Below are 17,078 nucleotides of genomic sequence, written 5' to 3' on the forward strand. Positions count from 1 at the left end.
TTTTTGGCTTTTGGAGAGATTTATGGCTATCAATTTCGAGCAGGTTCACAACTATTACGAGCGTCTGGTATTTGAAGACGTGGTGCGTCTTTCAGAGGCGCATCCAGACTTCACCCCCGACATGCTGGCCGATGTGGCTTGCGTTGCTTTGAACCGCTTGCCGGCTCGCTACGTTCGGCACGATGTGGACATGATGTTTTATCTGACCGAGCACGAGCGTCACGCCATTGAAACAACCATGAAGGAAGTGCTCGAATTTGCGTTTTCCTTTGTGGCGGAGCGCGCAGCCAAACGGGGTGCTGCGGCATGAGGGACACATCGGCTGCTGCCAGGGCGCGCTGAATGAAAGTGCAGCACATTGGCATGGTCGGCTATGGTGAAGTCGGCAAGATATTCACGACGGGCCTGAAGGGCGGTGTGAGCAGCATAAGCGCCTGGGATCTCAAACTGGATCCGGCGCTTGAACTGGCAACCGTGCGCGAAGCCGAAGCCGCTCACGCCGCACAGTCGGGCGTGCGGGTATGCCGATCCATGCAGGACCTGTGCGAGAACGCCGACCTCATCATTTCTGCCGTGACGGCCTCCAACACGCTGGCCGTGGCACAGGCCGCAGCGCTGCATATTCGCCCGGGCACCATTTTTCTGGACCTGAATTCAGCCTCGCCGGGCACCAAGCAGCAGGCCGCGCAACTGATCGATGCGACGGGCGCTCATTACGTGGAAGCGGGTGTCATGACCTCGGTGCCACCTTACGGTATCCGTGTGCCCATGTTGCTGGGTGGCGGACAAGCGCAGGCCCTGGCGGAACTGCTGTGCGCCATGGGCATGGACGCCAGGGCGGTCGCAACCGAAATCGGTGTGGCCTCGGCCATCAAGATGTGCCGCAGTGTGATGATCAAGGGCCTGGAGGCCCTGGTCATTGAAAGCTACACCACAGCGCGCGCCTATGGGGTGGAAGCCCATGTGCTTCCAACCCTGGTCGAGACTTTTCCCTCCATCGACTGGGAGAAGCAGGGTTCTTATTTCTTCAGCCGGGTGGCGCAGCATGGCAAGCGGCGCGCCGAGGAAATGCGCGAGGCGGCCAACACAGTGCGCGAGGCCGGGTTCGAGCCCTGGATGGCCTGCGCCATCGCCGAAAAGCACGATTGGGTTGCCCAGCAAAGCCGCGACGGCGTGTTCGAGGGTTTGCCCAAGGACGCCGCGTGGCAACAGTATGCAGACCGTTTGCTGGAGCGAAGCCAGCTTTGAGCTTCGACCGCAGCAGGGGCGCAGTATGACCAGTCCTGATTTTCCGGATCGACGCCGGCTTCTTCAACTCGCCGGTGCCAGTGCCATGGCACTTTGGCTACCGCGCAGCGCCTGGAGTCAGCCCCGCTTGACCAGCAACCCTTTCACGCTGGGCGTGGCCAGTGGCTCGCCTACCCATGACTCGGTGGTGCTGTGGACGCGCCTGCATGGCCCAGGCCTGTTAGGCGCCAGCCTGGGGCGCGAGCCTATCACCGTGCAGTGGCAAGTGGCGCATGACGACAAATTTGCACGCATCGTCCTGAGCGGGCAAGCCATCGCCAGCCCGGAGCTGGCGCATTCGGTCCATGTTGAAGTGGCCGGTCTGGAGCCGGACCGCTGGTACTTTTACCGATTCATGGTGGGTGATGCCGTCAGTCCGGTGGGGCGTACGCGTACCTTCCCGAAGGCCGACGCGGCAGTGGCCAGGCTGCGACTGGGCTATGCCTCCTGCCAGAAGTGGGAGGACGGCTACTTCACCGCATGGCGGCACATGCGCGAGGAAAACCTGGACGCGGTGATGTTTCTGGGCGACTACATCTACGAATACACAGGCCGAAGCAGCAAGGTGCGCATACCCAGTGGAGGCTGGGTACTGAGTCTGGATGATTATCGGCAGCGCTATGCCTTGTACAGAGGCGAGGCCGATTTGCAGGCCATGCATGCCACCTGCCCATGGCTCATGACCTGGGATGATCACGAGGTGCAAAACGACTACGCCGGACTTCAAGCCGGCGACAGCGGCATGACCGACCCCTCGTCACCGGCCAATTTTGCGGCGCGTCGGGCTGCGGCCTATCAGGCGTATTACGAGCACATGCCGATTCGTGCCTCTGTGTTGACCAAGGCCGTGGCCGGTTTGGCAAGTGGGGCCGAGATGCGGATCTATTCACGTTTGCAATATGGTCGCCTGGCATCCCTGTACCTGCTGGATGCCCGGCAATACAAGGATCCACAGGCATGCACCAAGGGCAACGGATTGGGCTCAAGCACGGTCAATCCGGCCCAGTGTCCCTCATGGAATGACCCCAAGCGCAGCATGCTGGGTCTGCCGCAGGAGCAGTGGCTGAGCAACGAATTGGCCAAGACACAGTCACGTGATTCTGGTTGGAACGTGGTGGGGCAGCAGACGCTGTTGGGGCAGCGTGACTTCAAGCCTGGCCCCGGACAAACCCTCTGGAACGACGGCTGGGATGGCTACAGCGCCGCGCGCATGCGCCTGACCGATTCGCTGCGCAAGCACTCGGTGGCCAACCCTGTTCTGTTGGGTGGCGATGTGCATGAAAACTGGGTGGGCCACATCAAGGCCGATTACGCGGATGTAAACAGCGTCAGCGTAGGCGTTGAATTTTGTGGCACCAGCATCACCTCGCGCTCGGGTGGCAATGCCAAAACGGCCGAGCGACTGGCCGAGAACCCGCATTTTGTATTTGCCGACGCCGAGCGCAAGGGCTATGGCGTGGTGGAATTCACGCCCAAAGAACTCACCACCACCTTGCGCGTGGTCGATGACGTGACCAGCAGGGACACCCGTATCGAAACCCTGGCCCAATTTTCTGTTCAAAGCGGTCGCCCTGTGATTGAGCGCAGCTGAACGCAGGGCGTTCTGGCCACTCGGCGGAATTCTGCAGATGCCGAATGTCAGCCAGCGACGGCATCCAATACCGGCTGCCCCAAATTGCGCAATACATCCCGCACCATCTGCGCACGGTCTTTGGCCTCGGGCAGTTCGCGCTCGATACGCAGCTTCTCGTTGCCCGCCAGTTTGATGTGCTTGTTCTTCTGAATCATTGAAATAATCTTCATCGGATCGATAGGCGGATTTTTCTTGAAGGTGATCGTGATCACACCGGGCGCTGCATCCACCTTGACAACGCCGAAGGGCCGGGCGATCACGCGCAGGCGGTGCACATCGATCAGCGTTTGCGCCTGGGCTGGCAGCTTGCCGAAACGGTCCACAATTTCTTCCAGAAGGGAGTCGATCTGATCGGTTGTCTTGGCGGTGGCCAGCTTCTTGTAAAAGCTCAAGCGCAAATGCACATCGCCGCAGTAGTCGTCGGGCAGCAGCGCCGGGGCGTGCAGGTTGATGTCGGTGGTGACGTTGAGCGGACTCAGCAGATCCGGCTCGATCCCCGCCTTGAGGCAGCGCACGGCCTCGGACAGCATTTCGTTGTAAAGCTGAAAGCCGACTTCGAGCATGTTGCCGCTCTGGTTCTCGCCCAGCACCTCACCGGCACCGCGAATCTCCAGGTCGTGCATGGCCAGGTAAAAGCCAGAGCCCAGTTCTTCCATTTGCTGAATCGCCTCCAGCCGCTGCTTGGCTTGCTTGGTCAGGCTTTCCAGATCGGGCACCATCAGATAGGCATAGGCCTGGTGGTGGCTGCGGCCTACGCGGCCACGCAGTTGATGCAACTGGGCCAGACCGAACTTGTCGGCACGGCTCATGACAATGGTGTTGGCGGTGGGCACGTCAATGCCGGTCTCAATGATCGTGGAGCACAGCAACAGGTTGTAGCGTTGGGCCACAAAGTCGCGCATCACCGACTCCAGCTGGCGCTCGGGCATCTGCCCGTGAGCGACCGCAATGCGGGCTTCGGGCAGCAATTCTTCCAGCATGGCGCGGCGGTTCTCAATGGTCTCCACCTCGTTGTGCAAAAAGTAAACCTGCCCGCCACGCTTGAGTTCGCGCAGCACGGCTTCGCGAATCACGCCATTGCCTTCAGTGCGCACAAAGGTCTTGATCGCCAGACGACGCTGCGGCGCGGTGGCAATCACGCTCAGGTCGCGCAGGCCTTCCAGCGCCATGCCCAGCGTACGGGGAATGGGCGTTGCCGTGAGCGTCAGCACATCCACCTCAGCGCGCAGCGCCTTCATCTGTTCTTTGTGGCGCACGCCAAAGCGGTGTTCCTCGTCGATGATCAAAAGGCCCAGGTCGTGAAACTTGGTCGACTCACTCAGCAGCTTGTGCGTGCCCACCACGATGTCGATGGTGCCGTCGGCTACGCCCTTGAGCGCCGCAGTGATCTCTTTGGCCGAGCGGAAACGGCTCATCTCGGCCACCTTCACCGGCCACTTGCTGAAACGGTCCACCAGCGTCTGGTAATGCTGCTCGGCCAGCAGCGTTGTGGGTGCCAGAAACGCCACTTGCTTGCCACCCGTGATGGCAATGAAAGCCGCGCGCAGGGCGACCTCGGTCTTGCCAAAACCCACATCCCCGCAGATCAGGCGGTCCATAGGGCGCGGACTGATCATGTCCTGAATCACCGCATGAATGGCGGCTTTCTGGTCAGCGGTTTCTTCAAAGCCGAAGTCGTTGGCGAAAGTTTCGTAGTCGTTGGGTGAGTAGCGGAAAGCATGGCCTTCGCGGGCCGCACGCCGGGCGTAGATGTTGAGCAACTCGGCAGCCGAGTCGCGCACCTGCTCTGCCGCTTTGCGCTTGGCTTTTTCCCACTGGCCCGAGCCCAGGCGGTGCAGCGGTGCCTCATCCGCACTCACCCCCGTGTAGCGGCTTATCAGCTGCAGCTGGCTCACCGGCACATACAGCGTGGCCTTGTCTGCGTATTCGAGGTGCAAAAACTCCTGAATTTCGGGCTCGCCATTGGCTTGCAGATTGCCCAAGTCGAGGTTGATTAGGCCCTTGTAGCGGCCAATGCCGTGTGCCGAGTGCACCACCGGGTCGCCCACATTGAGTTCGCTCAGATCCTTGATCAGCGCTTCAACATCGCTGACCTGCTCCTGCTTCTTGCGCCGGCGCGTCGTGGGGCCTGCCGCAAAAAGTTCGGTCTCGGTGACGAAGTCAATGCCTTCTTCCAGCCAGCTGAAGCCGGTGTTCAATGACGAGGTGGCAATGCCCAGTTTTTCGTCGCTGGCTTCGAATTCAGCGAGCGAGTCGAACGAAGGCGGACGCAACTGGCTGGCGTGCAGAAAATCAAGCAGGCTGGTTTTCCGGCCTTCGCTTTCGGCCAGCACCAGCACGCGCTGGGCCGTGTTGCGAATATGCTCCTTCAGTCGGCTCAAGGGGTCTTCGGCACCGCGCACCACCGACAGTTCACCCAGTTTTTGAAACTGCGCATTGTCTGCCGTGTCCTCAATAGCTGGCCGAATCGCCAACTGCGCATGCTGATTGACGCGGGCATAAAACTGCTCGGTGTTCAGGAACAAGGATTCGGGCGGCAGGCCGGGGGATTCGCGGTTGCCCTGCACCAGGCGATAGCGGTCTTTGGTGTCTTGCCAAAAATGCTGAAACGCGGGCTCCAGATCGCCATGCAAAACCACCGTGGCGTCGGCACCCAGGTAATCAAAGACGGTGGCGGTCTCCTCAAAAAACAAGGGCAGGTAGTACTCGATGCCGGCCGTGGCCACGCCATTGCCAATGTCCTTGTAGATGCGGCTCTTCGTGGGGTCGCCTTCCATCAATTCACGCCAGCGGCTGCGAAACCGCGCGCGGGCATCGTCATCCATCGGGAACTCGCGCCCGGGCAGCAGCCGCACTTCCGGCACGGGATACAGGCTACGCTGGCTGTCGGGGTCAAAGGTGCGGATGCTGTCGATCTCGTCGTCGAACAAGTCCACGCGGTAAGGCACCGGGCTGCCCATGGGGAACAGGTCAATCAGCCCGCCGCGCACGGCGTATTCACCTGGGCTCACCACCTGGGTCACATGGCTGTAGCCCGCCAGGGTCAGTTGCGCCTTGAGCCGGGCTTCATCCAGCTTTTGCTTGACCTTGAACTGAAAGGTGTAGCCCGCCAGAAAGCTTGGCGGCGCCAGCCGGTAGAGGGCGGTGGTGGCCGGCACGATGACCACATCCGCGCCCGTTTCCTTGTCGCGCTGGCTGATGCGCCACAGGGTGGCCAGGCGTTCGCTGATCAGGTCCTGGTGAGGCGAGAAGGCGTCATAGGGCAAGGTTTCCCAGTCGGGGAACAAGGCGCAGCGCAGGGCGGGCGCAAAAAACGTGATCTCGTCCAGCAGGCGCTGCGCATCGGTGGCGTTGGCGGTGACGATGGCCGTGAGGCGCTTGTCGCCTTTTTCGCGCATGCCCAGTCGGGCCAGAAGCAATGCATCGGCCGAGCCTGTGGGGCGGGGCAGGGTATAGCGTTTGCCGGGATGCAGTTTGGGTAAATCCATGAATTGCCTGGAGACCGATGGTTAAGTTCAGAAACACAAATACAAAACACCCCCCGCGACGCAGGCGGGGGGTGTTTTGTAGCGAATGCAGTATGGATTTTAGAATGGAGGCCAAACCCATGACTGATCCCCAACAAAATCCCCCTGCCAGCCCCCGCTTCTGGGCCCTGATTCCCTGTGCTGGCACTGGCTCGCGCTCAGGGGCCGACGGCCCCAAACAGTACCAGCCACTGGCGGGAAAAGCCATGGTGATGCACACCCTGGCAGCCTTTGCCAGCGTGGCCCGGCTCACCAACACGGCGCTGGTGCTTGCCCCGGATGACGATTTCTTTGCGTCCCGTAGTGCTACTTATTTAATAGCTAACTGCGGAGGTTGCACAAGGGCCTCCAGTGTATTGAATGGCTTGTTGTTTCTGCTGCAGCACGGCGCCACCTCTACCGACTGGGTGCTGGTGCACGACGCGGCGCGCTGCCTGGTGACCCCGGGCCAGATTAACGCCTTGATCGATGCCTGCGCGGCGGACCCTGTTGGCGGGCTGCTGGCCCACAAACTGCCCGATACGCTCAAGCGTGAGGTGGGCGGCCGGGTGGCCGACACACTGGACCGCAGCGACAAGTGGCTGGCCCAGACGCCCCAGATGTTTCGCGTGGGCATGCTGCTGGACGCATTGAAGCAGGCGGGCGACACCGTAACCGACGAGTCCAGCGCCATGGAAGCGGCTGGGTTTCAGCCCCTGCTGGTGCAGGGCAGCGCGCAGAATTTCAAGGTAACTTACCCCGAAGATTTTGCACTGGCCGAAGCGGTGTTGACCGCACGCTTGAAAGGCGAATGACATGAATTTCAGAATTGGTGAGGGCTGGGATGTGCACGCCCTCGTGGAAGGACGAAAGCTCATTCTGGGTGGTGTGGATGTTCCTTTCCACCTGGGCCTGCTGGGCCATTCGGATGCCGATGTGCTGCTGCACGCCATCACCGACGCCTTGCTGGGCGCGGCTGCGCTGGGCGACATTGGCACGCATTTCCCGGATACGGATGTGCGCTTCAAAGGTGCCGACTCGATCGTGCTCTTGACCGAGGCCGCCCGCCGCGTGCGTGCCCAAGGTTTTGAGATTGGCAATGTGGACAGCACCGTGATCGCACAGGCGCCCAAACTGATGTCCCACATTCCAGCCATGCGCGCCCGGATTGCGTTCGCTTTGGCGGTGGAGGTGGATCAGGTCAACGTCAAGGCCAAGACCGCTGAGAAGATGGGGCCGGTTGGCCTGGGGCAGGCGATGGAAGCGCGGGCGGTGGTGTTGCTTTGCAGACCCAGGTAAATCGGCTTCTGATTAGAATGAACCAAAAAATTGCCGGGTTACACGGCTCATTTGGGGAGGATCAATATGCTGATTTCAAAAAAACGCAGACTGCATAAGGGCTGCGAAGCATGTGGAAAACCAAGTTTCGTTGCAGTGTATTGGGATAGTCGCGAATGGATGGCGTGCTGCAGCAGTATGTTGCGCGTCACTCTCTAAGGGCGTAACAGGAGACACGCCCAACGCCATTGTTTCCAATAGGCATCTGCTACTGCGGCAACGTATAAAGCGGTATGTCTTTCTCCACGCCCAGCGCATCCAGGGCTTGGCGCGTCATGGTCAGCAGATAGGCGGCGATGGTTTGGTGGGTGGCGGGTGACATCATGGTCATGATGTTGGCGTTTTGAATGCCCGCCGCCGCGCACAGCGACTTGGCAAAGTGAGGCTCCAGCGCAGCCACGGCCACACGGCCATCCTTGCAGGGGTAGACGCGATAGCCGGCGTGGCCACCACCGACGGCCGAGCCCTTTTTGGTCAGTCCCCATGAGCGCGGCAGGGCCAGGTAGCCAGCCGCTTCAGACAGCGCCACCTCCAGGTAGCTGCCTTTGCCTGAACGTTGCTGTAGCAAGACGGCTTTCAACACCGCTTCCGAGGCCATCAAGGAACCACCCATGTCGGCATACAAGGTGGGTGGCAGGTCCAGCGCGCCAATCAGATCGTTCTCGGCCAGGTAAGTGAGGTCGTGCCCCGGCTCCTCTGCGCGCGCGCCGGGGGCGCCCACGATGGCTACCTGGGACAGGGCCGGGTAGAGCTTGTGCAGCGCTTTCCAGTCCAGCCCCAGCTTGTTCAAGGCAGAGGGGCGAAACGAGGTCAGCAACACATCGGTTTTGGCCAGTTCGCGGTGCAGGGCTTTTTGGCCTTTTTCGGTCTTGAGGTCGGCCACCGCCACGCGCACGCCCTGGTGCAGCACCTGGTAGGCGGCCGGCGCATACAAGCCCATGGGGTCGCCCGAGGTGCCGGGCACTGCGCCGGGATGCGGAGGCGGCTCCAGCTTGACGCAAGAAGCCCCCATTTGCTGGCAACGCATCAAGGCGGCGGGGCCGGGCAAATTCAGACTGAGGCTGAGCACGCGCACACCGCGCAGGGGACGCAGGGCAGGGGATTTTGCAGAGGATGTCATGGCGCTATTCAAAAAGGAGCACTTCAGGGCCGACTTGCGCCGGGGACAGCTCGAATTTACCCCAAAAATCAGGCGCCAAAATCCAGCGGCAAGCCCACGTAGTTTTCGGCAATGGTGCGCGAGCCCGCTTCGGAGTTGAGCAGGTATTCAAGTTCGGCTTCCTGAAACTTCGCACCAATGGGGCCGTCGTCAGGAAAGCGGTGCATGAGTTGCGTAAACCACCATGAAAAGCGTTCGCCGCGCCAGATGCGTTTAAGGCAGCGCTCCGAGTAGCTGTCAATGCCGGCCTCGGTCTTGTCCTGGTAGTACTCAATGAAGGCGCTGGAGAGGTATTTCACATCAGTGGCGGCCAGGTTCAGACCCTTGGCGCCGGTGGGCGGCACGATGTGGCCAGCGTCACCCGCCAAAAACATTCGGCCAAAGCGCAGCGGCTCGGTGATGAAGCTACGCAGCGGCGCAATGCTCTTCTCGATGGATGGCCCGGTGATGAGTTTGTCACGGCCTTCCTCGTCCAGGCGCAGGCGCAGCTCCTGCCAGAAGGCATCGTCGCTCCACTGTTCAACCTTGTCGGTCAGTGGCACCTGCAGGTAGTAGCGGCTGCGGGTTTTACTGCGCTGCGAGCACAGGGCGAAGCCACGGGGGCTGTTGATGTAGATAAGCTCGTCATGCACGGGGGGCGTATCGGACAGCAGGCCCAGCCAGCCAAACGGATAGACCTTTTCATACTCGGTGATGGCGCTGCGCGGCGCGCTGGCGCGGCACACGCCATGAAAGCCATCGCAGCCGGCGATGAAGTCGCACGCAAGCTCGAAGGACTGCCCGTCTTTCTCGTAGGTGATGCGCGGGTGCTTGGTGTCGAAATCATGCACGGCCAGGTTGGTCGCCTCGTAAACGGTGGGCAGGCCGGCTGCCACACGGGCGTCCATCAGGTCCCGGGTCAGTTCGGTCTGGCCGTAGACCATGACGTTTTTGCCACCGGTGAGCTTGTTCAGGTCCACACGGTGACGCGTGCCGTTGTACAGCATGTCAAAGCCGCCATGCACCAGGCCCTCCTTGTGCATGCGCTCGCCCACGCCGGCTTCGTCCAGCAGGTCCATGCAGACTTGCTCAAGCACGCCGGCCCGGATGCGACTCAAAACGTAGTCGCCGGTCTGGCGCTCGAAAATGATGGCGTCAATACCGGCCTTGTGCAGCAGTTGGCCGAGGAGAAGGCCCGAGGGGCCGGCGCCGATGATGGCAACTTGGGTTCGCGTTTGCATACTGAGCTCCTGTGGGAATGCCGCAAGGTTAGGGCCGACGCGGCCTTGCGTAAAGCGTGATGCGCATCAATTGTGCGATCATTGCACTGATTGCGCGATCATCGCGCAGCATCTGGAGGGAATTCAGCGTGACCATAGCCAAGGCAGATTTCATCGAAGGCGCCGCCAAGGGTCTGGCGGTGCTGGAGAGTTTTGATACCGAGCGCCAGCGGCTCAACGCCACTTTGGCGGCCGAGCGCGCAGGCATTACCCGTGCTTCAGCGCGGCGTCATTTGCTGACGCTGGCCCATTTGGGATACCTGGAAACCGATGGCAGTTACTTCTGGCTTTCCAGCAAGGTGCTGCGCTTCTCGGGCAGCTATCTGGCATCTGCCCGTTTGCCGCGTGCCCTGCAGCCCACCTTGAACCGCTTGGCGGTGCAGGCCCAGGAGTCCTTCTCCGCCGTAGTGCTGGATGCCGATGAAGTCGTGATCGTGGCGCGCAGCGGCAACGACCGCCACTCGTCTTCGGCCGGCAGCGGGCGCGTGATTGCCTATGGCCTTCACATGGGGGCCAGGTTGCCCGCCCATGCCACCTCGACTGGGCGCGTGTTGCTGGCGGCCAAAACCAAGACGGCGTTTGCAGAATGGATGAAGGGCCGCACGCTGGCCCGCATGACACCCATGACCACCACCGATGCGCGGTCTTTCCGGGCTCTCATCACCCAGGTCCGCCAGGATGATTTCTGTCTGGCCAGCGAAGAGCATGAACTGGGTGTGCACGCTTTGGCCGTTCCCCTGCGCAACAGCAAAGGCGTGGCGGTGGCGGCGCTCAATGTGGTGGCATCTCAAAGCCGATTGTCAGTGCCCGCCATGCAGCGCGATCTGCTGCCGCTGCTGCTGGAGGCGGCGCGCGAACTGCGCCCGTTGCTTTAGACGTGCCGGGCAGGGCGCCGATCAAACACCCAAATGCTGCGCCAGTAATTCCGGCTTGTCGCGCAGTTCATCGGAGCTGCCTTCAAACACCACCTGGCCTTTGACCAGAATCACATTGCGGTCGGTGATCTGGGTGACGTGCTTCCAGTTCTTGTCGACAATCACGCTGCTGATGCCGGTCTCGCGGATCAGGCCGCAGATGCGCCATATCTCACGGGCAATCAGGGGCGCCAGGCCTTCGGTGGCTTCGTCCAGAATGAGCACATCGGGGTTGGTCATCAGGGCGCGGCCAATGGTCAGCATTTGCTGCTCGCCGCCCGACAATTGCTGGCCGCCATGGCCCAGGCGCTCCTGCAGGCGCGGGAAGGTTTCCAGCACCCGTTCATAGGTCCAGTCCCGCTGGCCCCGTGTGCCGGGCCGGGCCGCCATTTTCAGGTTCTCGACCACACTCAGGTTGCCAAAAATGCCACGCCCCTCGGGGACGTAGGCGATGCCGCGCTGTGCAATCTTGTACGGGGCGTGCCCCGTCATGGCGTGGCCCATGATCTCGACCGAGCCGCTGCGGGGTTTGACCAGGCCCATGATGCTTTTGAGCAATGTGCTCTTGCCCATGCCGTTGCGCCCCATCAGGCCAATGGTTTCACCGCGGCCCACGGAAAAGTCCAGGTCCCGCAGGATGTGGCTGGCGCCGTAGTAGGTGTTCAGCCCCCGGGCATTGATCAGCAGCTCGCTCATGCGTGCTCCTCACCCAGGTAAGCCGCCTGCACGCCGCTGTCAGCACGCACCTGTGCCGGTGTGCCGCTGGCAATCACCTGGCCATTCACCATCACGGTCAACTGGTCGGCCAGGGTGAAGACAGCATCCATGTCATGTTCAACCAGCAGCATGGCGTGGTCTTTTTTGAGTTTCAGCAAGAGTTCCACCATGCGCTGGGCTTCGGCCACGCCCATGCCGGCCAGGGGTTCATCCAGCAGCAGCACCTGGGGTTCGGTGGCCAGCGTCATGGCAATTTCCAGTTGGCGCTGCTCGCCGTGGCTGATGGTTCCGGCAATCACATGGCGCCGATTTTCCATACCAGATAGCTCAATAGCCCTCGTGGTTCTTGCTCTTACAGCTATTGAATTGGCAGCAAGCTGCATCCAGCGCTGGGGATTCCAGGGTTGCTGGGGCTCGCGCGATTGGGCCGCCAGGTGCACGTTGTCCCACACCGTGAAGGGCAGGAAAATGTTGGTCTTCTGATAGCTGCGGCCCAGGCCCTGGCGGGAGATGCGCTCAGGGTCCCAACCCGTGATGTCGGTGCCGCACAGGGTGATCTGGCCGGAGGTGGGAGGCAAATCACCGGCGAGCAGGTTGGTCAGGGTTGATTTACCCGCACCGTTGGGCCCGATGACCGCGTGAATGCGGTCGCGCCAGAGGTCAATGGACACATCATTGACTGCAGCCAGACCGCCAAAGCGCTTGGTCAGGCCTTTGGCGCAGAGCAAAATTTCATTCATCCTGCTTCTCCTTGCGCAGGCTCAGATACTGTGCCAGCCCCAGCACGCCACGGGGGGCAAACACCACCAGCAGCACAATGAAGCTGCCCATCCAGAGCTGCCAGTGCTTGCCCAGGTTGACGCTGCCAAGCTGCGGCAAGTCCTTGAACACATGCAAGACATATTCGAAGGTAAAGGCTCCCACAATGGCGCCGGCAAAGTTGCCCATACCACCCAGAATCACCATCATGATGGCGTGCGCACTCATGTGAAAGCCCATGAGCTCGGGATTGATGTAGCCGGTTTGCACGCCCCACAGGTAACCTGCCAGACCGGCCAGCGCGCCCGCCAGCGTAAAGGCCGTGAGCTTGTAGCCGAAAGTGCCAAAGCCCATGGCCCGCATGCGGTGCTCGTTGACACGAATGCCTGCCAGTGCGCGACCAAACGGGCTCCACAGCAGCCGCCGCAAAAAGGCATAGACCAGCAGCATCGCCCCCAGGGTGAAGTAGTACAGGGTGTTCTTGTTGTCCAGGTCAAACAGGGTCAGTCCCATCACCGTGGCGGTGGGCTTGAAGTTGATATACAGGCCATCAGAGCCGCCCAGGGCCTTGTTGTCAAAGAACAGATAAAACACCATCTGCGCAAAAGCCATCGTGACCATGATGAAGTAGATGCCGTGGGTGCGCACCACAAAAAAACCAATGACCAACGCCGCCAGCCCGGAGGCCAACACCGCCACCGGCAAGGTCAGCCACAGCGATGCAGCCTCGTTTTGGGGCATCAGAAACGCCAGTGCATAGCCTGCCAGACCGAAGTACGCGGCGTGGCCCAGCGAGACCAGGCCAGTGACACCCTGCAACAGGTCCAGGCTCATGGCAAAGATGGCCAGAATCATCATCCGGGTGACCATCTGGATGTAGAAATCGGTGCCGGCAAAAGGAAAGGCCGCCAGCGCGACCAGCGCCAGCCCCAGTGCGACCTGCACGCTGCGCGGCAGTATTTCGAGATTGGCTTTGGCGGTGCTCATTGCTTGAATAATCCTTCGGGCTTCCACAACAGCACGGCGGCCATCAGCATATAGACCAGCATGCCTGACACGGAAGGCAGCAACACCTTGCCAAAAGTGTCGACCAGGCCCACCAGCAAGGCAGAAATAAGCGCACCCCGCACCGAGCCAATGCCGCCAATCACCACCACCACAAAACACATGATCAGAACTTGCGAGCCCATATTGGGATACACGCTGGCGATGGGGGCGGCAATCATTCCCGCCACGGCGGCCAGGCCCACGCCCAGCGCGAACACAATGGCGTGAATGAGTTTGATGTTCACGCCCAGTGACTCGGCCATGTCGCGATTGAAGGCCCCCGCGCGGATCTTCATGCCCAGACGGGTTTTGGAAATCAACAGGTACAAGCCAGCGGCCAGCGCAATGCACACGCCTGACATGAACAAACGGTAGACCGGGTACGAAAGGTTGTCGGTCAGGGGAATCGATGCGCTCAGCAAGTCGGGGATAGGCACGCTGTGAACGTCATCGCCCCACAGCATGGAGCGCAATTCTTCAAAGATGTAGATCAGACCAAAAGTCAACAGCACCTGGTCCAGATGGTCGCGCTGGTAAAAGTGACGAAAAAGCAACCACTCCAGCGCCAGGCCAGACACCACGGCCAGGACGGCGCCGCAAACGATCGCCATTGTGAGACTGCCGAACAGCCCACTTAGCGCGTACGCCAGATAAGCCCCCAGCATGTAGAAGCTGCCATGGGCGAGGTTGACCACGCCCATGATGCCGAAGATCAGGGTCAGGCCAGCCGCCAGCATGAACAGCAACAGGCCGTACTGCACGCTGTTGAGCAGTTGGATAAGAAAGGTGGGGAAATCCATAAAATCTGAAAAACTCAAAAAAAACGGGAGGTCGGCCTCCCGTTGCTGGAGGGTCAGACCAGTTATCCCAGTTTGCAGCCCGCGCCGCTATCGGCCAGTGCCTTGGCGGCAACGCCAATCACCTTGTTTTCCTTGTTCTCCACCACCCGCAGGTAAATGTCCTGCACCGGGTTGTGCGCCTTGCTCATGGTCCACTTGCCGCGCGGACTGTCGATGGTGGCAGATTCCAGGGCCTTGTACAAAGCGGGCTTTGCGCTCAAGTCGCCTTTGACGGCATTGGCGCCCTGCACCAGCAGCAAGCCCGTGTCATAGCCCTGTACGGCATAGACATCGGGTTGCATCCGGAACGCTTTGGCGTATTCAAGTCGGAATTTCTTGTTCCGGGGCGTGTCCAGGGAGTCGCTGTAATGCATGGTCGTGATCACGCCATCCGCTGCGGGTCCGGCGGCCTCAAGCACACCTTCGGTCAGGAAACCTGAACCGTACAGCGCAATCTTTCCCTTGAGGCCGGCTGCCGCGAAGTCTTTCATGAACTTGGCGGCAGGGGGGCCGGCGAAGAAGCAGGCCACGGCGTCCGGCTTGAGGGATGCAATCTCGGTCAACAGCGCCTGGAATTCCACGTTGGGGAAAGGCAGGCCCAGTTCTTTGACGATGGTGCCGCCGGCGGCTGTATAGCTTTCCTTGAAGCCCTCGAAAGCCTCGTCGCCACCCGCATATTTCCAGGTGATCCAGACGGCTTTCTTGTGGCCCTTGTCCACCATTACTTTGCCAAGTGCACGGGTGGGCTGGCTGTTGGTGAAGCTGGTGCGGAACACGTTGGGGGCGCACAGGGCGCGGGTAGCGGTATGCACGCCGGCGTTGGGGATGAGGGATAGCACACCCGATTCGCGCGCCACTTTGTGGATGCCCATCTGCACCCCCGAGTGCACAGTGCCGATCAGTACATCGACTTTGTCACGCTGTACCAGTTTGCTGGCATTCTCTACGCCCTTGGAGGGGTCGGACTCATCGTCGACCTTGAACCATTCAATGTCACGGCCACCGAGCTTGCCGCCTTGTTCGGCAATCGCCATGCGCACGCCATTTTCAATCGCCACGCCCAGCGGAGCGAAGGCACCGGTATAGGGCAGCATCAGGCCAACACGCACTTTGCTGCCTTGAGCCCGGGCGATTTCCGGCAACAGAAGGCCGCTGGAAGCAGCACCAATCAAGGCGGCACCGCGGGACAGGACAAGACGGCGTGAAGTGGAGTGGGATGTCATGTGAAATTCCTTGAAGGGTGAGTCATTTGAGTGGCGTTGATCGTAGCGGGCCATGCTGTTCTTGCACTAGAGAGAAACCCGTACTTTAAATTTGAATTGTTTAAGCATAAATGAATATAAACCCAAATAGAGGATCAAATTGCAGTTGCGACATTCCTGTAGCGGGCTTTAAGTGCGTCTCAAGCAGTTTTATTTGCGCATGCATTAAATTGCTATTTAATAATTTAGATGCACTATAGTGCATTTTCTTCGATGGAGCCAGGGTTTTGTTCAAGGACTGCGGTTTAATGCCCCCTTGAATCGATTTCCAACCGAAAGAACCGACGTGACTGATCCCCAATTACCGCTTGGATTCGACCCGACCGATGAGCCGCAGACAGCGCAGCCCCAGGCAAAACCCCGGGTAAAGCCGCGTCGACCGTTGGCGCCAAAAGCTGAGGTCGTACTGGACATGGAGGCTATGGCGGCATTGCTGTCAAACCATCCCGACTACAAGGTGCTGCGTCGGCTGGTTCCTGCCCTGCATTTTGATCGAGTCCCCCAGGGTCCGGTTCAATGTGTGCTGGTGCTGGATACCGAGACCACGGGGTTGGACCATAGCCGCGACAAAATCATCGAGTTGGCCCTGCTGCGGGTCCATGTCGACACCGCAACCGGTTTGCCGGTGGGTGAGGTCGAGGTCTACGATGGCCTGGAAGACCCGGGCATTCCCATCTCGCCTGAAGTGCAGACCATTACCGGCATCAGCAATGACATGGTCAAGGGTCAGCGACTGGACGAGGCCCGAATCGCCACAATGCTGGAAGGAGCCGATCTGGTCATCGCCCACAACGCCGGGTTTGATCGACCGTTTTGTGAGGCCCGAATTCCGGCGTTCATGCAACTGCCGTGGGGCTGTTCCTTCGCTGATATCGACTGGAAAAAGGAAGGCCAAGGGTCCGCCAAGCTGGAGTACCTTGCCATGGAAAAAGGCTGGTTCTACGACGCGCACCGCGCCGAGATGGATTGCCACGCACTGCTGGCGGTGCTTGGCGACATCTTGCCAAGTTCCGGGCGTACCGGTCTTGCCACCATCATCGAGGCCAGCCGCAGGCCAGCCTTTCGCCTGCAGGCGACCCGAGCGCCCTTCGAAGCCAAAGACCTTCTCAAGGCGCGAGCCTACCGCTGGAACGCAGAGCAGAAAGTCTGGTACACACGACTTGTTGATGAAGCGCAACTCATCGCTGAATATGACTGGCTCAAATCGACCGTTTATGCAGGCCGTTCGGCCTCTGTGCAGGTGGAGAAAATGGAGGCTGGCGTGAAGTACTCGAACCGGGTAGGGGAATTGTCAAATACGCAAATCTGACATTTGAGCGGGGTAGAATCCCAGCCATGCAAGACCGGCTTGGCTTGCG

15 protein-coding genes are annotated in these 17,078 nt (G+C 60.4%); 7 read left to right on the forward strand and 8 right to left on the reverse strand.

Translation table 11 applies throughout. The features are described from left to right. Positions 1–22 precede the first annotated feature (22 nt). Genes IV109_RS09060 through IV109_RS09070 form a run of 3 tightly spaced genes read left to right on the forward strand, consistent with a single transcriptional unit; the run spans position 23 to position 2,878 of the window. Positions 23–310 carry a late competence development ComFB family protein gene (locus IV109_RS09060; protein WP_296695054.1) on the forward strand — a complete coding sequence of 96 codons (288 nt, stop codon included), beginning with the start codon at positions 23–25 and terminating at the stop codon, positions 308–310. Positions 311–342: 32 nt separating this feature from the next. Beyond that, positions 343–1,248: a DUF1932 domain-containing protein gene (locus IV109_RS09065; RefSeq protein WP_296695057.1), complete on the forward strand. Its 906-nt coding sequence runs from the start codon at positions 343–345 to the stop codon at positions 1,246–1,248. Between the two features lie 25 nt (positions 1,249–1,273). Further along, a complete protein-coding gene (locus IV109_RS09070) occupies positions 1,274–2,878 on the forward strand; it encodes an alkaline phosphatase D family protein (protein ID WP_296695058.1) in 1,605 nt (534 codons plus the stop codon). 47 nt (positions 2,879–2,925) lie between these two features. Here the strand turns inward: IV109_RS09070 and mfd are convergent, their stop codons facing one another. After that, positions 2,926–6,408 (reverse strand): transcription-repair coupling factor, encoded by a 3,483-nt coding sequence (gene mfd, locus IV109_RS09075; protein ID WP_296695060.1) that lies wholly within the window; start codon positions 6,406–6,408, stop codon positions 2,926–2,928. Positions 6,409–6,527: 119 nt separating this feature from the next. On the opposite strand from mfd, the gene ispD reads away from it, so the two are divergent. Then, positions 6,528–7,241 (forward strand): 2-C-methyl-D-erythritol 4-phosphate cytidylyltransferase, encoded by a 714-nt coding sequence (ispD, locus tag IV109_RS09080; protein ID WP_296695062.1) that lies wholly within the window; start codon positions 6,528–6,530, stop codon positions 7,239–7,241. A 1-nt stretch (position 7,242) separates the two neighbouring features. Next, on the forward strand, positions 7,243–7,725 hold the full coding sequence (gene ispF / locus IV109_RS09085) for a 2-C-methyl-D-erythritol 2,4-cyclodiphosphate synthase (protein ID WP_296695063.1): 483 nt from the start codon (positions 7,243–7,245) through the stop codon (positions 7,723–7,725). A 247-nt stretch (positions 7,726–7,972) separates the two neighbouring features. Here the strand turns inward: ispF and IV109_RS09090 are convergent, their stop codons facing one another. Both IV109_RS09090 and pobA read right to left on the reverse strand, forming a co-directional pair. Then, complete coding sequence (locus tag IV109_RS09090) at positions 7,973–8,884, reverse strand: CoA transferase (protein ID WP_296695066.1); 912 nt, start codon at positions 8,882–8,884, stop codon at positions 7,973–7,975. Between the two features lie 68 nt (positions 8,885–8,952). Further along, positions 8,953–10,143, reverse strand: coding sequence for a 4-hydroxybenzoate 3-monooxygenase (gene pobA, locus IV109_RS09095; RefSeq protein WP_296695067.1), 1,191 nt, complete (start codon positions 10,141–10,143; stop codon positions 8,953–8,955). Positions 10,144–10,271: 128 nt separating this feature from the next. On the opposite strand from pobA, the gene IV109_RS09100 reads away from it, so the two are divergent. Continuing rightward, positions 10,272–11,057 carry an IclR family transcriptional regulator C-terminal domain-containing protein gene (locus IV109_RS09100; RefSeq protein WP_296695069.1) on the forward strand — a complete coding sequence of 262 codons (786 nt, stop codon included), beginning with the start codon at positions 10,272–10,274 and terminating at the stop codon, positions 11,055–11,057. 21 nt (positions 11,058–11,078) lie between these two features. Here the strand turns inward: IV109_RS09100 and IV109_RS09105 are convergent, their stop codons facing one another. From IV109_RS09105 to IV109_RS09125, 5 genes are all read right to left on the reverse strand, one after another. Continuing rightward, the gene (locus IV109_RS09105) at positions 11,079–11,792 is read right to left on the reverse strand and encodes an ABC transporter ATP-binding protein (RefSeq protein WP_296695071.1); all 714 of its coding nucleotides are present in this window, start codon (positions 11,790–11,792) and stop codon (positions 11,079–11,081) included. Further along, the gene (locus IV109_RS09110; protein WP_296695072.1) at positions 11,789–12,553 is read right to left on the reverse strand and encodes an ABC transporter ATP-binding protein; all 765 of its coding nucleotides are present in this window, start codon (positions 12,551–12,553) and stop codon (positions 11,789–11,791) included. The genes IV109_RS09105 and IV109_RS09110 overlap by 4 nt, the downstream gene beginning before the upstream one ends. Beyond that, positions 12,546–13,559 carry a branched-chain amino acid ABC transporter permease gene (locus IV109_RS09115; RefSeq protein WP_296695074.1) on the reverse strand — a complete coding sequence of 338 codons (1,014 nt, stop codon included), beginning with the start codon at positions 13,557–13,559 and terminating at the stop codon, positions 12,546–12,548. The genes IV109_RS09110 and IV109_RS09115 overlap by 8 nt, the downstream gene beginning before the upstream one ends. Then, positions 13,556–14,419 (reverse strand): branched-chain amino acid ABC transporter permease, encoded by an 864-nt coding sequence (locus IV109_RS09120; protein ID WP_296695078.1) that lies wholly within the window; start codon positions 14,417–14,419, stop codon positions 13,556–13,558. Before IV109_RS09120 ends, IV109_RS09115 begins: the two co-directional genes overlap by 4 nt. 62 nt (positions 14,420–14,481) lie before the next feature. Then, a complete protein-coding gene (locus tag IV109_RS09125; RefSeq protein WP_296695081.1) occupies positions 14,482–15,681 on the reverse strand; it encodes an ABC transporter substrate-binding protein in 1,200 nt (399 codons plus the stop codon). Positions 15,682–16,006: 325 nt separating this feature from the next. Between IV109_RS09125 and IV109_RS09130 the strand changes: the two genes are divergently transcribed. Further along, the gene (locus IV109_RS09130; RefSeq protein ID WP_296695082.1) at positions 16,007–17,029 is read left to right on the forward strand and encodes a 3'-5' exonuclease; all 1,023 of its coding nucleotides are present in this window, start codon (positions 16,007–16,009) and stop codon (positions 17,027–17,029) included. Positions 17,030–17,078: the final 49 nt, after the last annotated feature.

Origin of the sequence: Rhodoferax sp. (assembly GCF_018780565.1) — a bacterium.
GTDB lineage: Bacteria > Pseudomonadota > Gammaproteobacteria > Burkholderiales > Burkholderiaceae_C > Rhodoferax.

Bases quoted from the DNA above. Each gene is read 5' to 3' on its own strand.
- IV109_RS09060 (WP_296695054.1), top strand. From the start codon at position 23: ATGGCTATCAATTTCGAGCAGGTTCACAACTATTACGAGCGTCTGGTA.
- IV109_RS09065 (WP_296695057.1), top strand. From the start codon at position 343: ATGAAAGTGCAGCACATTGGCATGGTCGGCTATGGTGAAGTCGGCAAG.
- IV109_RS09070 (WP_296695058.1), top strand. From the start codon at position 1,274: ATGACCAGTCCTGATTTTCCGGATCGACGCCGGCTTCTTCAACTCGCC.
- mfd (WP_296695060.1), bottom strand. From the start codon at position 6,408: ATGGATTTACCCAAACTGCATCCCGGCAAACGCTATACCCTGCCCCGC.
- ispD (WP_296695062.1), top strand. From the start codon at position 6,528: ATGACTGATCCCCAACAAAATCCCCCTGCCAGCCCCCGCTTCTGGGCC.
- ispF (WP_296695063.1), top strand. From the start codon at position 7,243: ATGAATTTCAGAATTGGTGAGGGCTGGGATGTGCACGCCCTCGTGGAA.
- IV109_RS09090 (WP_296695066.1), bottom strand. From the start codon at position 8,884: ATGACATCCTCTGCAAAATCCCCTGCCCTGCGTCCCCTGCGCGGTGTG.
- pobA (WP_296695067.1), bottom strand. From the start codon at position 10,143: ATGCAAACGCGAACCCAAGTTGCCATCATCGGCGCCGGCCCCTCGGGC.
- IV109_RS09105 (WP_296695071.1), bottom strand. From the start codon at position 11,792: ATGAGCGAGCTGCTGATCAATGCCCGGGGGCTGAACACCTACTACGGC.
- IV109_RS09110 (WP_296695072.1), bottom strand. From the start codon at position 12,553: ATGAATGAAATTTTGCTCTGCGCCAAAGGCCTGACCAAGCGCTTTGGC.
- IV109_RS09115 (WP_296695074.1), bottom strand. From the start codon at position 13,559: ATGAGCACCGCCAAAGCCAATCTCGAAATACTGCCGCGCAGCGTGCAG.
- IV109_RS09120 (WP_296695078.1), bottom strand. From the start codon at position 14,419: ATGGATTTCCCCACCTTTCTTATCCAACTGCTCAACAGCGTGCAGTAC.
- IV109_RS09125 (WP_296695081.1), bottom strand. From the start codon at position 15,681: ATGACATCCCACTCCACTTCACGCCGTCTTGTCCTGTCCCGCGGTGCC.